The sequence below is a fragment of the Agrobacterium sp. a22-2 genome, from assembly GCF_012276985.1.
Classification (GTDB): domain Bacteria; phylum Pseudomonadota; class Alphaproteobacteria; order Rhizobiales; family Rhizobiaceae; genus Allorhizobium.
The window spans coordinates 172,501-192,508 of the sequence record NZ_JAAXMM010000012.1 but is presented as its reverse complement, the minus strand read 5'-3'; the positions used below and the strand labels follow the sequence as shown (position 1 = coordinate 192,508).

Genomic DNA, 20,008 nt, shown 5'->3' with positions numbered 1-20,008 from the left:
GCCCTAACTGGATCTCACCATGACGCTGAAAATCTACCTCGCCGGTCCCGAAGTTTTCCTGCGCGATGCCCGCCAGGTACTGGATGCCAAGGCGGCACTTGCCCGCGCCTACGGCTTCACACCGCTCTGCCCGGGCGACCTGGAAATTCCGCCCGCCGACAGCCGGCGCGGCATGGGTCAGGCAATCAGTGCCATCGACGAGCACATGATGAACATGGCCGACGCGATCATCGCCAATCTCACGCCGTTTCGCGGCCTGGCGGCCGACACCGGCACCGCCTTCGAACTGGGCTATATGTGCGCGCAAGGCAAACGGGTCTACGCCTATACCAATGTCGCCGACGATCATCACGAGCGGCTGTTGGCCTATTACCAAGGCAATGTGCGGGAGGGCGACGATGGCCGCAAGCGCGGCCCCGACGGCCTGTCGCTCGAAAATTTCGATATGGTCGACAACCTCATGCTGCAGGGTGGCATCGAGCGTCGCGGCGGCGCCGTGATGGTCCATCGCGCTGCGCCCGACCGGCTTTACAGCGACCTCACCGCCTTCGAGGCCTGTCTCAAGGCAATATCGGAAACCTGAAACGTCGACGTCAAGGACAGGGGATATACTGCAAGGTCGTTTGACGCTGCAAGCCTTGTGCGACCGCACTTTCCCACGGCTGCGACTTAAGGATGCATCAACTATTACAGGTAATTATTGATAGTGGACGCACCGTTCCAAACCAATTGGAAACCTTGGGTCTCTATATTGCGAGAATTGAGGTGAACCTGCGCATACTCTGCAGACATTTATCACGTTAGACTTTGAATGGCGCGCACTAGATGACGGATGAACGGCCCGAAGCAAACTACGCTGCAGCACCAGGGAAGCCCCTCAATGCTGGCGAAAGTGCGTCGGTTGCCCGGAGATCCATCTTCACGCTTGCGACCGCCTGGAAAAAGTCGCTCCTGTTCAAGATCATCATCGTCTTTCTGGGCGGCATCATGCTGGCCTATAGCGTCGGTGCCCTGGTCGGCTGGTTGATGTTCGTCGAGGCGGCCAAGGAACAGTGGAACAACCAGGCGCGGGTCAATACCCAGATCGCCAGCGCCACCTTGCGCAATATCTATACCTATGTCGTCATCGAGACCGACAGGAGTGGCCAGGTCGAACGCATCGTCACGACGCAGCCGATCGGCGACGACGATTCCATTCTCTACACTGGCTTCAACCCGACGGATGTGCTGGCGCTGGTCACCGCCCAGACCAAGAACGACACTTGGCTGTTTCGCTATGATCGCCAGGCCGGCAGGTTCTTCGATGTCGCAGCATCGTCGGGCAATCCGTCCGACGAGAACCCCTTTGTTGCCGCAGACGAACCGCTGTTTGCCAGCGAGGGTAGCCTTGGGCGCTTTGCGACCGGATTTGCGACGATCGGCGGCCGCAAGCACTATATCGGCCTTCTGCCGATCGTCAGCCCCAATGGCGACGTGCTCGGCGTCGTGGCCGTCAGCATCGGCAAGGCCACCAGCCTCAACCGCGCCCAGGACGAGCTGATCCGCAACTCGCTGGTCATGCTGCTGGCCATCCTCGTCCTGACGGGCGTGGTAGCCACCACCATGGCCAAGCGCCTGTTCAAGCCCGTACCGGCTCTTGTGCAGGCCACGCTGCAAATCGCCGGCGAAGTCACCGACAAGGTCACGCCCTTTCAGGGGCGCAGCGACGAGATCGGCGACATGGCGCGCGCCATCGAGGCCTTGCGCGAGGCGGTGGTCGAGCGCGCCCGGTTGCGCGAGATCCGCGACATGGCCGTCAAGCTGGAGCACATGGCCCATCACGATGCCCTGACCGGCCTCGGCAATCGAACGCTGCTGATGAACACGCTCGACAAAGCCATTGAAACCATGGCCACATCGAACGGTTTCAACGTCCTGCTGCTCGACCTCGATCGTTTCAAGGTCGTCAACGACACGCTCGGACATGCCTGCGGCGACCTGCTTCTGACCACGACCGCAGAGCGCATCACCACTGTTCTGGGCCCCGGCGACCTTGCGGCACGGCTCGGCGGCGACGAGTTCGCGATTGTCCAGCGGGTCGCGCGCGATCCCGAGGTGGAAGCCCGCGGGCTCGCGGCACGGCTGCTGGAAACCATATCCTCCGGTTTCCTGCTGGAGGACCACGAAGTGGTTGTCGGCACCAGCATCGGCATCGCCTGCGCGCCGCTGCACGGCGTCACGGCAAGCCAGCTGCTGCAGAATGCCGATCTGGCCCTCTACCGCGCCAAGGCCGCCGGCCGCGGCACGTCTATCGTCTTCGAGGAAGGCATGGACATGGTGGTGCAGGACCAGCATGCGCTGGAGATGGATCTGAAATTCGCCCTGCAGCGCAACGAATTCGAGGTGCATTACCAGCCCTTCGTCAACATCGCCAGCAACATCGTGTGTGGTTTCGAGGCGCTGGTGCGCTGGCGCCATCCACAGTTGGGACTGATCTCGCCAGACCGTTTCATTCCGCTGGCGGAAGAAACCGGCGTGATTGTCGCGCTCGGCGAATGGGTCCTGCGCCGCGCCACCGAGGATGCCGTCGCCTGGCCGCCGCGCATCCGGCTCGCCGTCAATCTCTCGCCCGTCCAGCTTCGCCACGGCTCGATCATCAAGACCGTCGGCGATACCCTGGAGGCGACGGGGCTGGCCGCATCGCGGCTGGAGCTTGAGGTCACCGAATCCGTCATGCTGGCCGGCGCGGAAAGCCGGCAGGCGCTGGAAACCCTGCGTGCCATGGGCATATCGATCGTGCTCGACGATTTCGGCACGGGATATGCCTCGCTCAGCTATCTCGCCGACATGTCCTTCAGCAAGATCAAGATCGATCGCGGCTTCGTGGCCGACCTGCCGACCCACGCCACATCCCGCGCCATTGTCGGCGCCATCACCAACCTGGCCCGCGAACTGGGCATGGAAGTCACCGCCGAAGGCGTCGAGACCGAAGAGCAGTTGCTGATCTTGAAAGCAGCCGGCTGCACCAATGCGCAAGGCTACTATTTTGCAAGACCCAAACCCTTTGCGGAGACGGATTGCGGACCAGATGAGGGTCGAGAGGCACGTCCCGTCCTCAGCTACGCGACATAGCATGCCCATGAAAGACAGACCCACCAGCACGCAGCGGGCTCACGGACGATCATCGTCCGCCACGCGCGGGCAACGATCGGAGAAGCGACATGCGTAATCTGACTTTGACTCTGTGCATTCTTCCCTGCCTTTTGCTTCCCGTCGCCGCAAGGGCCGAAACTACGGAAAGCACGCTCGCCAAAATCGCCCGGACCGGCACGATCGCCCTCGGCTACCGGGAGGCGGAGCCGCCCTTTTCCTACAAGACCCCGGATGGCCAGATCATCGGCTTTTCGATGGACCTTTGCCACCGTGTCGTGGAAGGCATCAAGGCCCATCTGAAGCTCGATACGCTCAAAACAGAATATGTCGCGGCGACATCGGCCACGCGCTTCGTGCTGGTCAAGAGCGGCAAGATCGATGTGGAATGCGCGGCGACGACTAACAATGCCGAAAGACGGAAAATAGTCGGATTCTCGTATCCGCATTTTGCCACCGCCACCCAGTTCGTGACGCGGCGCGCCGACAATATCCAGACGATCGACGATCTGGCCGGTCGGTCCGTCGCCGCCGCTTCCGGCACCGTGAATATCGACCAGTTGAACACCATCAACCGCGAGAAGCAGCTCAACATCGGCGTCATGCCCACCAAGACCAACAATGAGGCCTTCGAACTCGTGGCCAGCGGTCGTGCCTCGGCTTTCGTCTGGGACGGCATCCTGCTCGCCGCCATGATCGCCCAATCCCCCGATCCGTCGAAATTTGCACTCTCGGACGAGCTTCTGAGCAAGCTGGAGCCCTATGGTCTGCTGCTGCGCCATGGCGACGACGAATTCAAGACGGTGGTCAACGCCACGCTTGAGTCGATCTTCACCAGTCCGGAAATCGACACGCTGTATGCCAAGTGGTTTACCGCGCCGATCCCGCCGGACGGCATGAACCTGAACCTGCCCATGGCCCAGGCCCTGAAACAGGCCTTCGCCGCACCGAAGGAATACATGGAATAGGATCGACGGGCAGATACGGCCGAAAATCGGGAGAAAGACCATGTCAGGACTTGTTGTATCCGCGTTGACCGCAATGGCACTCAGCCTTTCCGCTGGAGCGGGATGGGCTCAGGCGCCGACCTCGACACTGGCAAAGATCGCCGAGACCGGCGTGATCCGGCTCGGCTACAGCGCCGAGGACATCCCCTTTTCCTACCGGACGCCGGACGGAACCGTCATGGGCTACTCGACGGATCTCTGCGTGCGCGTGGTGGATCACCTGAAACAGCAGCTCGGGCTTGCCGCGCTGGCAATCGAATATGTCGAGCGAACGCCGCGCAACCGGGTCGCCATGCTGCGGGACGGCGCCCTGGATATCGAATGCGTCGCCAGCACCAACAATGCCGAGCGCCGCAAGAGCGTCGCCTTCTCCTATAGCCACTTCGTCACCGGGACCCAGTTCGTTTCGCTGAAGAAGAACAATCTTCGCACCATGGCTGATCTGGCCGGCCATACGGTGGTGGCCACATCCGGCACCACCAATCTCGGCCAGCTCGCCACCGCCAACCGTGAACGCGGCCTGCACATCGCCGTCATGCCGGTGGAGACCCACAAGGACGCCTTCAAGCTGGTCACGGAAGGCCGGGCTTCGGCCTTCGTCATGGACGGCATCCTTCTGGCCGCCATGGTCGCCAGTTCCGAACATCCCGACGACTATATGCTGTCGAGCGATTCGCTCGGTTGGCCCGAGCCCTATGGGCTGATGGTGCGCCGGGAAGACACCGAGTTCCGGGATGCCGTGAATACAGCATTGCTGGAAATCTACGGCAGCGGCGAGATCAATGCGATCTACGACAAGTGGTTCACCAAGCCCATTCCGCCCGACGGCATCAACATGCGCCTTCCGATGTCGGAGGAACTGCGCCGCGCCTTCTTAAATCCGAGCATTCCCAAGGATTGAGCGCAGCAGGGCGGCGCGCGATGGCCGCCCTGCCTCTGGCAAAGCAGGCAATTGCAATCTTGCGGCCGGTGCCCTCCCTCCGTGCAATACCTCCCACCCTTTATGACTCCGTCGTATCAGCGGCAAATTATGTCGCTGTGAACACTGCAAAGACGCAGGAAGCAGACATTATTTCAGACAGGGTTCAATGCGGCGGTTAAAATGCCGTCGCAGCGCGCGTTCACTTGCCGAAGGAGACCATCTGCGTTGAGTGACCCCATGCGAGCCAGGCCGCAAAGCCTTGGAAAAGCGACCATGAGAGGCCTGCAGGAAAAGCCAATCCGCCGGCCTGTTCGCCAAATCTGTCTTATCATAGCCAAACATGTGACCGCACGGACGGCCGCCGCGGGCTGCAGTATGCCGCGAGCTCGTCTGGGAGACACTGAGCGGATACGCGCCATCGGCCTGTGACACGGCCGATGGTAATTTCAGATCAAGCTTTTCAATATCACGAGGAATTCCAGCCACAGATCCATTTGCCACCACGCACCGAACGAAAAACAAGAATTCGGGCGACAAATAACCAGAGAAGGAACAGGGAATGACCGATTACACCGGACATCTGACGAGCCGCGTCGCATCCGGCGGCATGAGCCGTCGCGAATTCATGGGACGCGCCATGGCGGCCGGCCTCACCTTGACGGCGGCCAGCACACTCTACGCCTCCAGCGCCTCCGCCCAGGAGCCCAAGCGCGGCGGCCATCTGAAGCTCGGCCTCGAAGGCGGCTCGGCAACCGACAGCAAGGACCCGGCGAAATTCCTGTCGCAGTTCATGTTCTGCGTCGGCCGCTGCTGGGGCGACATGCTGGTCGAGAGCGACCCGCTGACCGGCGCTGCCGTTCCGGCACTCGCCGAAAGCTGGGCACCTTCGGCTGACGCCTCCACCTGGACCTTCAAGATCCGCAAGGGCGTCCAGTTCCATGACGGCAAGGAACTGACCGTCGAGGACGTCGTTGCCACCCTGAAGCGCCATACCGACGAAAAGTCCGAATCCGGCGCGCTCGGCGTCATGAAGTCCATCAAGGAGATCAGCACGAGCGGCGGCGACCTGGTCCTGACGCTGACCGAAGGCAATGCCGACCTGCCGCTGCTGCTGACCGACTACCATCTGGTGATCCAGCCGAACGGCGGCATTGACGATCCGCTGGCCTCGGTCGGCACCGGCCCCTACAAGCTGACCAGCTTCGAGCCCGGCGTCCGCGCCACGCTGGAGAAGAACCCCAACGACTGGCGCACCGACCGCGGCTATGTCGACACGATCGAAATCATCGGCATGAACGATGCGACGGCCCGCATCGCCGCCCTCTCCTCGGGCCAGGTGCATTTCATCAACCGCGTCGACCCGAAGACCGTATCGCTTCTGAAGCGCGCGCCGACCGTGGAGATCCTCAACACGTCAGGCCGCGGCCACTACGTCTTCATCATGCATTGCAACACGGCGCCGTTCGACAATAACGACCTGCGGCTGGCCCTGAAATACGCCATGGACCGCGAAACCATGGTCGAGAAGATCCTCGGCGGCTACGGCAAGGTCGGCAACGACTTCCCGATCAACGAAACCTATGCGCTCTTCCCCGAGGGCATCGAGCAGCGCGCCTACGATCCCGACAAGGCCGCCTTCCACTTCAAGAAGTCCGGCCATTCGGGTTCTGTCCTGCTGCGCACTTCGGAAGTCGCTTTCCCGGGCGCCGTCGATGCGGCGGTCCTCTACCAGGAAAGCGCCAAGAAGGCCGGCATCGAGATCGAGGTCAAGCGCGAGCCCGGCGACGGCTACTGGTCGAACGTCTGGAACGTCCAGCCCTTCTCGACCTCCTACTGGGGCGGCCGTCCGACCCAGGACCAGATGTATTCGACCGCCTATCTGTCGACCGCCGACTGGAACGACACCCGCTTCCTGCGCCCGGACTTCGACAAGATCCTGCTCGAAGCCCGTTCCGAGCTCGACGAGGCCAAGCGCAAGGAGATGTATCGCGACATGGCGATGATGGTGCGCGACGAAGGCGGCCTGATCCTGCCGATGTTCAACGATTTCGTGAATGCCTCGACCAAGGCGGTCAAGGGCTACGTCCACGACATCGGCAACGACATGTCGAACGGCTACGTCGCCACCCGCGTCTGGCTCGACGCCTGAGCTGAAACCGGACGGCTTGCCGTCCGCCGAACCTTCGCACGGGACCGGAGACCGACCTCTCCGGCCCCGTATTGGGCCGTTTCACCAGGGGCACGAATGTCATGACGAACATCGCCGACAGCGGCGGGCCGGAGCGGCCATCGCTCTTTGCCCGCTATCCGCTGCTCACCCTCATCCTGCAGCGCCTCGGCCTCAGCGCTTTGTTGCTGCTGGCCGTTTCCGTGCTGATCTTCGGCGGCGTCGAGGCCTTGCCCGGCGATTTCGCCACCACCTATCTCGGCCAGTCCGCAACGCCGCAGGCAGTCGCCAATATCCGCGCCGATCTCGGCCTCGACCGGCCGATCGCCACCCGCTATTTCGAATGGCTCGGTAATGCCCTGCAGGGCGATTTCGGCACGTCCTGGGCCAGCCGCAATTCGGTCAGCGAGCAGATCGGCAAGCGCCTCGGCAATTCGCTGTTCCTGGCGCTGTTTGCGGCCGCGATCTCCGTGCCGCTGGCCGTCGGGCTCGGCATGGTCGCCGTGCATTTTCGCGAGCGCGTGCCCGACAAGATCATCAACGTGCTGTCGCTGGCGGCGATCTCCCTGCCGGAATTCTTCATCGGCTATCTGCTGATCCTGTTTTTTGCCGTCCAGATGGGGGTGGCCACCTTCCCGGCCACGGTCTATGACAGCATGGGCCTTGCCGAGCGGTTGAAGACCATCGCCCTGCCGACCGCAACGCTCGTCCTCGTCGTGCTGGCCCACATGATGCGCATGACGCGGGCCGCCATCCTCTCGGTCATGGCCTCGGCCTATATGGAAACGGCCGAACTCAAGGGCCTTTCCGCCTTCCGCGCCATCGTCAAGCATGCCGCCCCCAATGCGATCGCCCCGATCGTCAACGTCGTCGCCCTCAACCTCGCCTACCTGGTCGTCGGCGTCGTGGTGGTCGAGGTGGTCTTCGTCTATCCCGGCATGGGCCAATACATGGTCGATGCCGTGACGGTCCGCGACATGCCGGTGGTGCAGGCCTGCGGCCTGATCTTCGCCGCGGTCTATATCCTGCTCAACATGGTGGCCGATATCATCGCCATCGTCGCCAATCCCCGGCTGAGGCATCCGCGATGAGAGTGAAAGACCTGACCCTGACCGCATGGATCGGCCTGTTCGGCATTGCGCTTGCCTTTTTCTGTGCCATCTTCGCCCCGTGGATCGCGCCGTTCGGCGAACGCGAGATCGTCGGCGGCGTCTGGGAGCCGATGGGCGGCGCCTTTCCGCTCGGCACCGACAATCTCGGCCGCGACATCCTCTCGCGCATGATCTACGGCGCCCGCACCACGCTCGCCGTCGCCCTGGCCGCCACCGTCATCTCCTTCTCGCTGGGCATTGCGCTCAGCTTCACCGCCGCCGTGTCGCGCGGCCTGATCGACCAGGTCTTCTCGCGCTTCAACGACCTGATGATGTCGATCCCCACCCTGATCTTCGCGCTGGTGGTGCTGGCCGTGCTGCCGCAGAACCTCTTCGTGCTGATCCTCGTCATGGCCATCCTCGACAGCACCCGCGTCTACCGCCTCGGCCGGGCCGTGGCCCTCGACGTGGCGGTGATGGAATTCGTCGAGGCAGCAAAGCTGCGCGGCGAAGGCAAGCTGTGGATCATCTTCCGCGAGATCCTGCCCAACACCCTGACGCCGCTGATTGCCGAATTCGGCCTGCGCTTCGCCTTCTCGATCCTCTTCCTTTCGACCCTTTCCTTCCTCGGCCTCGGCATCCAGCCGCCGGCCGCCGACTGGGGCGGCATGGTCAAGGACAACAAGGACGGCATCATCTTCGGCATATCCGCAGCCCTCGTGCCCGGAGCCGCCATCGCCGCACTCGCGGTCTGCGTCAATCTCGTCGTCGACTGGCTCTTGAAACGCACCTCAAGCCTCAAAGGAGGACGCGGCGATGCCTGAGCTTCTCTCCGTTCGCAATCTGAAGATCGAAGCGACATCCTATCCGCCCGGCGAACCGCCGAAAAACGTCACCATCGTCGAGGGCGTGTCCTTCGACCTGAAAAAGGGCAAGGTGCTCGGACTGATCGGTGAATCCGGCGCCGGCAAGTCGACCATCGGCCTGTCGGCGCTGGCCTATGGCCGCGGCGGCGTCCGCATCACCGGCGGCGAGGTTCTGCTCGATGGCGAGGACCTGCTGAAACTCGGCAAGGGCGGCATCCGTAAAATCCGCGGCGCCAGGGTCTGCTATGTCGCGCAATCGGCCGCCGCCGCCTTCAACCCGGCCCACAAACTCGGCGACCAGGTGATCGAGGCGACGCTGGCCCATGGTCTGATGAACCGCGAAGAGGCCCGAAAGCGTGCCACCTACCTGTTCGGTGTGCTCGGCCTGCCGAACCCCGACCAGTTCGGCGATCGCTTTCCTCACCAGGTCTCCGGCGGCCAGTTGCAGCGCGCCATGACGGCCATGGCGCTCTGCTCCCATCCGGAACTGATCGTCTTCGACGAGCCGACCACCGCCCTTGACGTGACGACCCAGATCGACGTGCTGGCCGCCATCAAGCATGCCATCGAGGAAACCGGCACGGCGGCGCTCTACATCACCCATGACCTGGCCGTCGTCGCGCAGATCTCCGACGACATCATGGTATTGCGCCACGGCAAGACAGTGGAATACGGCACCGCCCAGCAGATCATCGAGGCGCCGCGCGAGGACTACACCCGCGCTCTGGTCAATGTCCGCCAGGAGAAGCGCAAAGAGGCCACCGACCAGAGCAATACGCTGCTGAAGGTCGAGCATGTCACCGCCGGCTACTCGAACGGCTTCAAGGTCCTGCACGACGTGTCGCTGCATCTGCCGAAGGGCCAGACGCTGGCGGTGGTCGGCGAAAGCGGTTCCGGCAAGTCGACGCTGGCCCGCGTCATCACCGGCCTCCTGCCGCCTTTGTCCGGCCAGGTGACCTTCGACGGCACCCCTCTGACCCCGGCGCTGAAAAGCCGCTCGCGCGACGACCTGCGCCGCATCCAGCTGATCTACCAGATGGCCGATACGGCGATGAACCCGCGCCAGACGGTGCGCGACATCATCGGCCGGCCGCTCAGCTTCTATTTCGGCCTGCATGGCGCGGCGAAGACCGCCCGCGTCAAGGAATTGCTGGAGCAGATCGAGATGGCATCTGGCTTCGTCGACCGTTATCCGGCCGAACTGTCCGGCGGCCAGAAGCAGCGCGTCGCGATTGCCCGGGCGCTGGCCGCCAAGCCCGAACTGATCCTCTGCGACGAGCCGACATCGGCGCTCGATCCGCTGGTCGCCGAGGGCATCCTGAGCCTGCTGATGCGACTGCAGGCCGAGACCCAGGTCTCCTACATGTTCATCACCCACGACATCGCCATCGTGCGCGCCATCGCCGACAGCGTCGCGGTGATGCACAAGGGACGGCTGGTGCGCTTCGGCCCGAAATCGCAGGTCCTGTCGCCGCCCTTCGACGACTACACCGACCTGCTGTTGAAATCCGTGCCCGAAATGCAGATCGGCTGGCTCGAACAGGCCATCGCCACCCGGAAGATGGAGAGCGCTGGGAACTAGCATCGCGCCGCCCCTCACCCCAGCCCTCTCCCCGTGAACGGGGAGAGGGAGATCGCGCCCCAACCACTTGCGTCCGTCTCCCCGCTTGCGGGGAGAAGGTGCCGGCAGGCGGATGAGGGGCGAAAGTCTCGACAAACACCATTTGAAGTGAAAGCCCCCCATGCCCCCTCGCCCCTACACCGTCATTGAAAACGAATGGATCCACCTGAAAGACGGCACGCGCCTCGCTGCCCGCATCTGGATGCCGGAGGGCGCCACGGCCGATCCCGTGCCGGCGGTCTTCGAATTCCTGCCCTACAGAAAGCGCGACGGAACGAGCCCGCGCGACGAATCCACCTATCCCGCCTTTGCCGCGGCGGGCATTGCCGGCGTGCGCGTCGATATCCGCGGATCGGGCGAATCCGACGGCGTCATCGATGGCGAATACACAGCCCTGGAACTGGACAATGCCTGCGAACTGATTGCCTGGATCGCCGCCCAGCCTTGGTCGAACGGTTCCGTCGGCATGATGGGCATTTCCTGGGGCGGCTTCAACTGCCTGCAGGTCGCCGCCATGAACCCGCCGGCGCTGAAAGCCGTCATCTCGATCGCCTCGACCGTCGACCGCTACAATGACGACATCCATTACAAGAACGGTTGCCATCTCTCGGCGCAGCTGTCCTGGGCGGCGACCATGCTCGGCTACCAGTCGCGCTCGCCCGACCCGGCCCTGGTCGGAGAGCGCTGGCGCGACATGTGGCTGGAGCGGCTTGAAAACGAACCCTTCTTCCTGGAGGAATGGCTGTCGCACCAGCGGCGCGATGCCTTCTGGCACCACGGATCGATCTGCGAGGATTTCGACGCCTTCAAGGTCCCCGCCCTGGTCATTGCCGGCTGGGCCGACGGCTATCGCAACACGCCGCTGAAGGCCGTCGAGGGCCTGGGCTCCAAGGCAAAGGCACTGATCGGCCCCTGGGTGCACAAATATCCGCATTTCGCCTGGCCGAAGCCCCGCGCCGATTTCCTCGGAGAAGCGATCCGCTGGTGGAACCGCTGGCTGCGCGATGAGCCGAACGGCGTCGAGGACCTGCCGCAGGTGCGCGCCTATATCCTCGACGCGATCCGCCCGGCGCCGCGCCGCGATGTCGATCCCGGCCGCTGGATCGCCAAGCAGCACTGGAGTACGCCGGAGCTCGAGCCCTTTGCCGTCAACGGCGCCGGCCAGCTTGTGGCGGGCATGCCGACCGGCAACGCTGTTCGCGACGTCTATCTCAAATCGCCGCTCGATACCGGAACCGCCGCCGGCGAATGGTTCACCCTGAAGCCCGACGCGGAAATGGCGCTCGACCAGCGCGGCGACGATGCCGGATCGCTCTGCTTCGAAACCGAACCGCTGATCGCCGATCTCGACTGCCTCGGACGCCCTGTTCTCACTCTGTCGCTTGCCTGCGATGGCGATTTTGCCAATCTGTGCGCCCGGCTGGTCGACGTCCACCCGGACGGCACGGCCACCCGCGTCTCCTTCGGCGTGCTCAACCTCGCCCACCGCAACAGTAATGCCGCGCCAGAACCCATGCCGAAGGGCGAGAAGGTCGAGATCACCCTGACGCTCGATGCCTGCGGCTATCGCCTGCGCGCCGGCCACCGCATCCGCCTGTCGCTGTCCACCGCCTATTGGCCGATGGTGCTGCCCACCCCGACCGATCCGGGCCTGACCATCGACACCGCCTCGCTCAAACTCGATCTGCCGCGTCTCGGCGCCCATCAGGCGCTCGACATGAAGCAGCCGGACAATCCCGATCCGCTGCCCAAATACATCGAGCATATCCCCGGCGAAACGCAGCGCCAGGTGCTGCGCGATCTCTCCGGCAATGGCACCAGCTACTATATCCTGGAGGATACCGGCCTTTTCGAGCATCCCGACACCGGCCTGTCGACCCGCCAGATCCGCGAGGAAGTCTGGTCGATCACCCCAGGCGATCCCCTGTCGATGACCGGCACCTCCACCTGGACCTGCGACATGCAGCGGCCGGGCTGGTCGGTGCGCACGGTCTCCACCTCGTCGATCGCCTGCACGGCCACATCATGGCTGATCGACGCCCAGGTCACGGCCTTCGAGGGTGAAACGCAGATTTTTGACAAGACCTTCGAAAAGGCCGTGCCGCGCGACTTCATGTAACCGGGCGGCGTGCCTTAAATCACGGCGTTCCGGCAAACCGGGCGACGGCAAGGCAAAGCGCCTGAAATCCCTGCGCTGCGCCCTCGCTCATGTGGCGGGCGCGCAGCCAGGCATGCACCATCTGCGGTTCCTCGCGGAACCAGACCTCGACGCCGGCCTCGGCAAGCCGCGCCGCATAGCGCCGGCCATCGTCGCGCAGCGGATCGAAATGCGCCACCGAGATGAAGGCTGGCGGCAGGCCGGCCACCGTTTGTGCCAGCAGCGGAAAGGCGATGGCATCGCCGTCCGGCGCCTTGAGGATCTCGCGGTAATAGCCGACATCGGCGGTCGAAAGGCCGGGCGCCTGCGCCATCTCATGATAGGAGCCAGACACAAGATCACCACCCAGCGCCGGATAGATCAGCGCCTGGCCGCGAATGCCGGCAAGCCCGGCCGCCCTGGCGCGAAGGGCAAGCCCCGCCGCCAGGTTTCCGCCGGCGCTGTCGCCGATCAGCACCACCGGTCTGCCGGCGCGGAGGAGATCCGAAAGCACCTCGAACGCATCGTCGCTCTGCGCCGGCCAGACATGCTCCGGTGCCAGCCGATAGTCGACCGAGACCAGTTCGGCTCGGCAGAATTCGGCAAGTTCGGCGCAGATGGCATGGTGGCTGTCAAGCGAGCCGACCACATAGCCGCCGCCATGCAGATAGAGAAGCACGGTATCGGTCGCCACCTGCAGCGGTCTGTACCGCCTTGTGGGAACAGCGCCGACCATTGCGTCCCGCGTCGCCATTCCCGCAGGCAGCGGCCGGTCAAACTGCGCGCAGAGCGCATCATACCATTGCCGCTGCTGGTCGATCGAGGCATTGACGGCATCGGCCGGATAGAAGCTGTCGCAAAGCTTCAGAAACGCCAGAATGCCCTGTTCCTCAGGCATGGGACCGGCAGGGGACATCGACGCGTCAGGCATGAAATTCCTCGGGGGGCATGGCGGCTGCAACACACCGATATTCCCGATATTGGCCGGGATTTCAATGAGGCGCAACGACGAAGGGGCCGTCGATGACGGCCCCTTCAGTTTGATGAGGATGATGCCCTGCTCTCAGGCGCCGTTGACTTCGGCAGCAGCCGGTGCCGCATCCGCCCGCCGCTTGCGCCAGTCGCCGAGGAACAGCAGGATCGGCGCGGCGATGAACACCGAGGACGAGGCTGCGATGATGATGCCGAAGATCATCGGCACGGCAAAGCTCTCGACGGCACTGCCGCCCCAGATCGCCATCGGCAGCAGGGCAAGGAAAGCCGTGACCGAGGTATAGAGGCTTCGAGCCAGCGTCTCGTTGATCGACAGGTCGATAATGTCGCGGAACGGCATCGCCTTGTAGAGCCGCATGTTCTCACGCATCCGATCATAGACCACGACCTTGTCGTTGACCGAATAGCCGACCAGGGTCAGGAGCGCTGCCACGGCGGTCAGGTTGAAGTCGAGGCCGGTCAGGGCGAAGAAGCCGATGGTCTTGGTAACATCCAGCACCAGCGTGGCGATGGCGCCGACGGCAAACGGCCATTCGAACCGCACCCAGATATAGATGAGCATCGCCAGGCTGGCGAGAACCACCGACAGGATGCCGGCCGTGGCCAGTTCGCCGCTGACCTTCGGACCGACCACTTCGGTGCGTTCCACCGATGCTGTCGGCGCAATCTTGACGATCTCGCCCTTCAGGGTCTCGACCGCCGCCGTCTGGGCTTCTTCACCGCCCGGCTGCCGCTCGACGCGGATCAGCATGTGCTGGGCATCGCCGAACTGCTGCAGGGCCACTTCGCCGAGCCCCAGTTCGTCGAGACCGGAGCGCATCGAGGCCAGATCGGCCGGCTCCTTGGTCACCACCTCCATCTGGATGCCGCCGCGGAAATCGACGCCGTAGTTGAGGCCGGGCGTGATGAACAGGATGATCGAGGCAATCGACAGGAAGGCCGAGAAGCCGATGCCGAAGAACCGCGCCTTCATGAACTGGATGCGCGTGCCTTCCGGGATCAGCTGAATCGGCAGCAGTGCCTTGATGATCAGCGTCTTCAGCTTGTAGCGCCGCACGATGGCCAGCATGATGACGCGCACGATCGACACGGCCGTGAACATCGAGATGGCAATGCCGAGACCCATGGTGACGGCAAAGCCGCGCACAGGTCCGGTGCCGAACCAGAACAACAGAACGGTGGCGATCAGCGCCGTGACGTTACTGTCGACGATGGTGGAATAGGCGCGCGCAAAGCCGGCGTCGAGTGCTGCCATGGCGCCCTTGCCCTTGCGCGTCTCCTCGCGGATACGCTCGTTGATCAGCACGTTGGCGTCGACGGCCAGGCCGATGCCGAGCACGATACCGGCAATACCCGGCAGGGTCAGCGTCGCCCCGAGCAGGGTAAGGCCCGCAAAGGTCAGGATGACGTTGAGGCCAAGCGCCAGGTTGGCCAGCAGGCCCCAGGCGCCGTAGAGCACGATCATGAAGCCAACCACCAGCGCAAAGCCGACGAGACCAGTGAAAATGCCCATGGTGATGGCGTCGCTGCCGAGGTCGGCGCCGACGGTGCGTTCCTCGATCACGGTCAGCTTGGCCGGCAGGGCGCCGGCGCGCAGCAGGGCCGAAAGGTCATTGGCCTGCTGGACGGTGAAGCTGCCGGAAATCTGTCCGGCACCGCCGGTGATCGGCTCGTTGATGACCGGGGCGCTCAGCACCTTCTGATCGAGCACGATGGCGAAAGGACGCCCGACATTGGCCTTGGTGATTTCGGCAAAGCGCGTTGCTCCGAAATTGTCGAAGCGGAAGGAGACGATCGGCTCGTTATTGGTCTGGTTGAAGCCGACGCGCGCATCCGTCAGGTGGTCGCCGCTCAGTTCCACCCGATCCTGCACCGTATAGGACCGGCCTTCGGCGTCCTGAAGCACCGACGAGCCAGCCGCCGGGCGACCGTCGGCCCCTGTCGGCGCCAAAAGGTGAAAGCTCATCTTGGCGGTCGAGCCCAGCAGGTCGCGAATACGCTTGGGGTCCTGAACGCCCGGCAGCTGCACGAGGATCCGGTCCGCTCCGACCCGTTGGATGGTCGGCTCGGCCACGCCCACCTGGTCGATACGCTGGCGGATGATCTCAAGGCTCTGCTCGACGGCCGCACTGATACGATCGGTCAGGCCCGCCTGGGTGAGCGTGACGGAAATCTCGCCGCCGGTCCCGCCGAGCGTGATATCGCTGGCACCGGTCAGGCCGACCGGCGTTCCAAGCTTGGCCAGGGTTTCGATGGCCGCCTCGCGCTTGGTCGGATCGGCCAGGACGACCGTGACGCGGTCGGTCGAGCGGCGCACGGAGGTCGTGCCGATGCTGGCATCGCCGAGCACACGCCGGGCGTCCTGCGTCATGGTCAGCAGGCGCTCCTTGACGAGATCGGCCGCATCGACCTCCAGCACGAGATGGGCACCGCCGCGCAAGTCGAGGCCGAGTTCGACCCGGTCATGGGGCAGGAAGGACGGCATACGGTCGAGCACCGTTTGCGGCAGCACGTTCGGCAGGGCCGTCAGGATGCCGAGGATGACGATGACCACATAGGTGGCCACCATCCAGGGGGAGTTTCTCATGATACTATCCGTGAAAATACCGCGAAGACCCCGATCGGAAAATCGGGCCTTGCATTGTCATATTGATGTAAAGAAAGGCTCAGACCGACAGGGCGGGCGGCGCGCGGGGCTGGTTGGTGTCGCGCAGGGCCAGGGCCTGCAGCCGGTCTTGGCGAACACGGTCGATGGCCGGCACGAATGGCAAAAGGCCAAACGGCCTGACTGACGTCTCGATGAGAACGGGCGCGGCGGGTGGCGCCGCCCCTTTCGGGTTTGTCCGATGCACCGTAGCGACCGGCCGGCCGTCATCGCGGGCGGCCAGGTGTTCCGACTGGCGGATGCCATGCGCACCCACCTCGCCCGAGCGCGACGCGGCGTCGTCGCCCGGCACGCCGATCGCCAAACCGATATAGGCCAGAAGCACCGTGACAACAGCCAGCACCGCATGCAGACGCGACACCGAAACAGGCGCATCAGTGGTCTTTGCAAGCTTTCTGTGGTCCAGGGTCTCTGTCACGGTCATCCTTCTTTGCGCCGGTCTCTATCACGGTTTGCGTCGGAATGTCGACCTTTCGCGGTGCTCTCGCCCGCAAGGGGCCAGTTGGCATCGCACCCTCCATCATGATAGGCAGCGCCTTACGCATTGGCAAAGGGCGCGACATGATACCCTGGATAGAACTGGACCGCGCGGCAATCCCCGGCGATGGCGGGCAATTGCGGCTGAAGCAGCGCGGCCAGGAATTCTCCATCATGCTCGGCGCCAACGAGCTGATGAACAGCCGGCTGAGCGGGTCCGAAGAAGCCCTTGCCACCCTTGCCGTCGAGCGCATCGCCGGCATCCACCAGCCCCGAATGCTGATCGGCGGGCTCGGCATGGGCTTCACCCTGCGCGCCGCCCTTTCAGTCCTCGGCCCCGATGCCGAAGTCACGGTCGCCGAACTGGTACCGGCCGTCATCGCCTGGGCGCGCGGCCCGATGGCCGGGATCTACAAGGGCAGCCTCGACGACCGCCGTGTCACGCTGCACGAAGGCGATGTCGGCGCGGTGATCGGTGGATCGGTCGACCGTTTCGATGCCATCCTGCTCGATGTCGACAATGGCCCGGACGGCCTGACGCGCACGGAAAATGACGGGCTCTACAGCCTCTCCGGCCTTGCCGCATCGAGGGCCGCCCTGCGGCCGGGCGGTGTCTTGGCCGTGTGGTCCTCGGCCCCGGACGAGGCCTTTACCCGCCGGCTGAAACAGGCCGGCTTCGACGCCGAGGCCAAGGCGGTCCGCGCCCACAAACGCAGCGGCGCCCGCCACACGATCTGGCTCGCCACCCGGAAAGGCGTCTGAAGCGTTTCAGCGTGCCCGGCGGCCGCCGACCGCGACAACCGGTCGAGATTCCCTTTACATCGGCCTGCAGTCATGGCCACATAGGGCAAGCGGAGGAGTGAAGGGCGGCATGCTGGGAGGCCTGCCGTGGATTTCCCATATGTCTTACACCGATCATATTCGCGAGATTGAAAACGTCAGCCTGGGCATCGCCACCGGCCGCGACGAAACGGTCGTCAAATCCTGGCTGCGCTGCATCGAGCAGCACCGCCTCGATCCGGCCCAGGCCTGCGAAGCCTTCATCGTGCCGGCGAATACGCTGCGCGAACACCGCCAGCAGTCGGAGGAACTGATCCGCATTGCCCGGTCGGGGCTGGAACATCTGTTCAATCAGGTGGCCGGCCAGAACTATGTTCTCCTGCTCTCCGACCGCAAGGGCGTCACCGTCGAATTTCTGGGCGATCCGCTGTTCGACAACAACCTGCGCAAGGCAGGCCTCTATCTCGGCTCGGAATGGTCGGAATGGCGGGCCGGCACCTGCGCCGTCGGCGCCTGCCTTGAGACCGGCGAAGCGCTGACGATCCATCAGACCGATCATTTCGACAATACCCACACGCCGCTGTCCTGCACCGCCGCACCGATCTACGACACGCGCGGCGACCTGTCGGCCGTCCTCGACATCTCGCTGCTGAGTTCACCGATCCTGAAAACCAGCCAGAACCTCGCCCGGCATCTCGTCGCCTCGACGGTCCGGCGCATCGAGCTGGCCAATCTGATGGCCCAGACCCGCCATGAATGGGTGCTGCGTTTTGCCCGGTCGCCCGAGTTCCTCGATGTCGATCCGGAAGCGGCGATCTCGATCGACGGACGCGGCTGCGTGATCGGCATGACCCATGGCGGCGCAAAGATCCTTGCCCGCTCGCTTGGCGTCAACTGGCGCAACCCTGCCCTGTTGATCGGCCAGCCGGTGTCGCGCTTCTTCGACATGGAAATCGACGATCTCGGCGAGCTGACCCGCCGCCGTCCGACCCAGGAGCGCATGCTGTTTGGCCGCGACGGCAATGCCCTGTTTGCCCATGCCATCGAGCCGCAGTTCCGCACCCGCTCGGCGCTGGCAAGAGCCGACATTCCCCCGCCGATCCGCCGGCTCGGCGGCAACGAGCCGGAAATCACCAGCCTTCAGGCCAGAGCCGCCAAACTGGCCCGCACCAGCCTGCCGATCCTGATCCAGGGCGAGACCGGCACCGGCAAGGAATATCTGGCCCGCGCCATTCACGACGGCAGCGGCCTGAAGGGCCGGTTCGTCGCCATCAACTGCGCGGCCATTCCCGAGCAATTGATCGAGAGCGAATTGTTCGGCTACGTGGCGGGTGCCTTTACCGGCGCCTCCGCGAAAGGTCGCAAGGGCCTGATCGAACAGGCCGATGGCGGCACGCTGTTTCTCGACGAGATCGGCGACATGCCACTGGCCCTGCAAAGCCGGCTGTTGCGCGTGCTGGCCGAGCGCGAGGTCATGCCGGTCGGCGCGCTGGAGCCGCGGCCGGTGCAGATCCGCGTCGTCTCGGCCTCCCATCGGCCGTTGCAGAGCCTGGTGCAGCAGGGTCTCTTCCGCGAAGACCTGTTCTACCGGCTGAATGCCGCCCTGCTCCTGTTGCCGCCGTTGCGCGACCGTCCGGATTTCGACTGGGTCGTCGATCAGATGGTGGAACGCCATGCGGACGGCCGCTCAGCCCTGATCATCTCGTCCTCGGCGATGGCCGCGCTTCGGGCGCACCGCTGGCCCGGCAATATCCGCGAGCTGGACAATGCCATCGCGGTGGCGGCAGCGCTGTGCGAAGACGGCGTGATCGAGCGCATCGATCTGCCCGAAACGCTGGCGACCGCCGGTATGGACCATCACGACGACGAGGCAGACGACGCCCGCACCGCCTTGCAGCGCATGCTGACCGCCTGCGGTTGGAACATTTCGGAAGCCGCCCGTCGGCTCGGCCTCGACCGCTCCACGGTGCATCGCCAGATCAAGCGCTACCGGCTGACCGAGGCCCACTGAGGCGCCGCACTGGTGCCACACCTGTTGCAGCCACACACGGACCTGCAACAGGTCCGTTCGGTCACTCCCTTGAAAACTAAGCGATTTAACCCTGACCTGCCCTTGGCATGCGCCTTGCTCCTTGTTGTGCAACCACGACGAA

The 20,008-nt window shown here is 64.1% G+C and carries 14 protein-coding genes; 11 read left to right on the top strand and 3 right to left on the bottom strand.

The window, feature by feature from the left end:
- Positions 1-19: 19 nt before the first annotated feature.
- The 9 genes from HFC70_RS19340 to HFC70_RS19300 all read left to right on the top strand — a co-directional run bounded on the left by HFC70_RS19340 (position 20) and on the right by HFC70_RS19300 (position 12,922).
- Positions 20-583 carry a nucleoside 2-deoxyribosyltransferase gene (locus tag HFC70_RS19340; RefSeq protein ID WP_168474922.1) on the top strand — a complete coding sequence of 188 codons (564 nt, stop codon included), beginning with the start codon at positions 20-22 and terminating at the stop codon, positions 581-583.
- Between the two features lie 242 nt (positions 584-825).
- Positions 826-3,111, top strand: coding sequence for a bifunctional diguanylate cyclase/phosphodiesterase (locus HFC70_RS19335; protein ID WP_168474921.1), 2,286 nt, complete (start codon positions 826-828; stop codon positions 3,109-3,111).
- An 89-nt stretch (positions 3,112-3,200) separates the two neighbouring features.
- Positions 3,201-4,097, top strand: a complete 897-nt coding sequence (locus tag HFC70_RS19330; protein WP_168474920.1) for an amino acid ABC transporter substrate-binding protein — start codon at positions 3,201-3,203, stop codon at positions 4,095-4,097.
- Positions 4,098-4,137: 40 nt separating this feature from the next.
- Positions 4,138-5,037 (top strand): amino acid ABC transporter substrate-binding protein, encoded by a 900-nt coding sequence (locus HFC70_RS19325; RefSeq protein ID WP_168474919.1) that lies wholly within the window; start codon positions 4,138-4,140, stop codon positions 5,035-5,037.
- Positions 5,038-5,617: 580 nt separating this feature from the next.
- On the top strand, positions 5,618-7,207 hold the full coding sequence (locus HFC70_RS19320) for an ABC transporter substrate-binding protein (protein WP_168474918.1): 1,590 nt from the start codon (positions 5,618-5,620) through the stop codon (positions 7,205-7,207).
- 101 nt (positions 7,208-7,308) lie between these two features.
- On the top strand, positions 7,309-8,316 hold the full coding sequence (locus HFC70_RS19315) for an ABC transporter permease (protein WP_168474917.1): 1,008 nt from the start codon (positions 7,309-7,311) through the stop codon (positions 8,314-8,316).
- Positions 8,313-9,140, top strand: coding sequence for an ABC transporter permease (locus tag HFC70_RS19310; RefSeq protein WP_168474916.1), 828 nt, complete (start codon positions 8,313-8,315; stop codon positions 9,138-9,140). The genes HFC70_RS19315 and HFC70_RS19310 overlap by 4 nt, the downstream gene beginning before the upstream one ends.
- Entirely contained in the window at positions 9,133-10,764 is a 1,632-nt protein-coding gene (locus HFC70_RS19305) for an ABC transporter ATP-binding protein (RefSeq protein ID WP_168474915.1), read from the top strand. Before HFC70_RS19310 ends, HFC70_RS19305 begins: the two co-directional genes overlap by 8 nt.
- A gap of 160 nt (positions 10,765-10,924) precedes the next feature.
- Complete coding sequence (locus tag HFC70_RS19300) at positions 10,925-12,922, top strand: CocE/NonD family hydrolase (protein ID WP_168474914.1); 1,998 nt, start codon at positions 10,925-10,927, stop codon at positions 12,920-12,922.
- 19 nt (positions 12,923-12,941) lie between these two features.
- Here HFC70_RS19300 and HFC70_RS19295 read toward each other — a convergent pair whose 3' ends face one another.
- From HFC70_RS19295 to HFC70_RS19285, 3 genes are all read right to left on the bottom strand, one after another.
- Positions 12,942-13,856: an alpha/beta hydrolase gene (locus HFC70_RS19295; protein WP_168474935.1), complete on the bottom strand. Its 915-nt coding sequence runs from the start codon at positions 13,854-13,856 to the stop codon at positions 12,942-12,944.
- A gap of 147 nt (positions 13,857-14,003) precedes the next feature.
- Positions 14,004-16,520, bottom strand: a complete 2,517-nt coding sequence (gene secD, locus HFC70_RS19290) for a protein translocase subunit SecD (RefSeq protein WP_168474913.1) — start codon at positions 16,518-16,520, stop codon at positions 14,004-14,006.
- Positions 16,521-16,599: 79 nt separating this feature from the next.
- Positions 16,600-17,016, bottom strand: coding sequence for a hypothetical protein (locus tag HFC70_RS19285; RefSeq protein ID WP_168474912.1), 417 nt, complete (start codon positions 17,014-17,016; stop codon positions 16,600-16,602).
- A gap of 143 nt (positions 17,017-17,159) precedes the next feature.
- Between HFC70_RS19285 and HFC70_RS19280 the strand changes: the two genes are divergently transcribed.
- The gene (locus HFC70_RS19280) at positions 17,160-17,837 is read left to right on the top strand and encodes a spermidine synthase (protein ID WP_168474911.1); all 678 of its coding nucleotides are present in this window, start codon (positions 17,160-17,162) and stop codon (positions 17,835-17,837) included.
- A 139-nt stretch (positions 17,838-17,976) separates the two neighbouring features.
- The gene (locus tag HFC70_RS19275) at positions 17,977-19,866 is read left to right on the top strand and encodes a sigma-54-dependent Fis family transcriptional regulator (protein WP_168474910.1); all 1,890 of its coding nucleotides are present in this window, start codon (positions 17,977-17,979) and stop codon (positions 19,864-19,866) included.
- Positions 19,867-20,008 lie beyond the last annotated feature (142 nt).